This is a genomic window from Aequoribacter sp., assembly GCF_965659035.1.
Taxonomy (GTDB): Bacteria; Pseudomonadota; Gammaproteobacteria; order Pseudomonadales; family Halieaceae; genus Aequoribacter.
Genome location: NZ_CBFHWH010000070.1, coordinates 10,432 through 10,951 on the forward strand (window position 1 = coordinate 10,432; position 520 = coordinate 10,951).

General features: G+C 46.7%; 1 protein-coding gene. It reads left to right on the top strand.

Features of this window, described 5'->3' with window-relative positions; translation table 11 throughout:
- Positions 1 to 36: 36 nt before the first annotated feature.
- Positions 37 to 520: hypothetical protein (locus ACTF5Z_RS09470; protein WP_438985422.1), on the top strand; the 484-nt coding region annotated here is incomplete at its 3' end.

The following is a 520-nucleotide window of genomic DNA, read 5'->3' on the forward strand; positions in this document are numbered from 1 at the left end:
CCGATTAATGTTGCAGCTTGGCTAGGTAAACAGGAGGTGGTTGAGAAATTGGTATCTGCTGCTAACCTCATGGGCACAGATCCTGAAGGCTACACGCCTCTCATGCGAGCCGCTTGCGCGGGAAATTATTCGATCTATCGAATTCTTCAAAAGGCACTTAATGATCAAACGACACCTGCTCGCCAGAGTGTCGAGCTGCTGCGGTGCTTTGCTAAACACAGGTGGGCGTTGGAGTTCGAGCAAACTGCTAGTGGTTTTGATACGAGTTTGATGGACGACAGTGATTTTAACGCATTGTTATATTTGGCTGTCGAGGCGAGGTTTTCTGATGAATTAGGGGCTTTACTTGCAAATGAAAAGGGTAATCGGCGAGTGAACGTGGCCACTCTTAAGCGTGTTGCACAACAAAACAACGAGTCATTGACACGCCAAATTTTTGAGTTTGCAGTACCCAAAATACAACAGCGAGTATTATTTGACGCGCTGAAATACGGGTGGGCTATGCCTTCAGATCTTTTGC